Origin of the sequence: Clostridium sp. AF28-12, assembly GCF_003435225.1 — a bacterium.
GTDB lineage: Bacteria > Bacillota > Clostridia > Lachnospirales > Lachnospiraceae > Pilosibacter > Pilosibacter fragilis.
The window spans coordinates 1-525 of record NZ_QWGJ01000025.1 but is presented as its reverse complement, the minus strand read 5'-3'; the positions used below and the strand labels follow the sequence as shown (position 1 = coordinate 525).

Here is a 525-nt window from a genome sequence, read left to right as displayed (position 1 = left end):
GAAAGCGGAGGAAAAACCCAAAGAGCCGGAACAGCCGAAGCGCCGGGGCCGTCCCCCGAAAGCAGATAAGGACAAGGCCGCAGCCCTGAAGCCCAAAGCTCCTGCACAGAAACCGGAAAAGGCGGTCAAAAAGGAACCGGAGAAAAAAACGGCTCCAACGGTACAGGCTGCTCCCGCTCCGAAGGAATCCGAAAAGCCGAAGGATGCACCACGCCGGGGCAAGGAGCAGATCGTCTATATCAAGCTGAACGAACTCCACGCCTTTAAGAACCATCCCTTTGAGGTCCGGGATGATGAAGAAATGCGGGCTATGGTGTCCAGCGTCAAGGACAAGGGCGTGACCCAGCCCGCTATCGTCCGTCCCCGTGAGGATGGCGGCTATGAGATCGTGTCCGGCCACCGCCGCCAGAAGGCCAGCGAGCTTGCCGGATATGCGGATATGCCCTGTATTGTTCGCAATCTGACGGACGATGAAGCCATCACGCAGATGGTCGAGGACAATCTCAACCAGCGTGAAGAAATCCT

Annotated in this window: 1 protein-coding gene; it reads left to right on the top strand. The window is 57.7% G+C overall.

All coding sequences use genetic code 11. From position 1 onward, the window contains the following. Window positions 1-525: ParB N-terminal domain-containing protein (locus tag DWY93_RS17620; RefSeq protein WP_242990689.1), on the top strand; the 525-nt coding region annotated here is incomplete at both ends.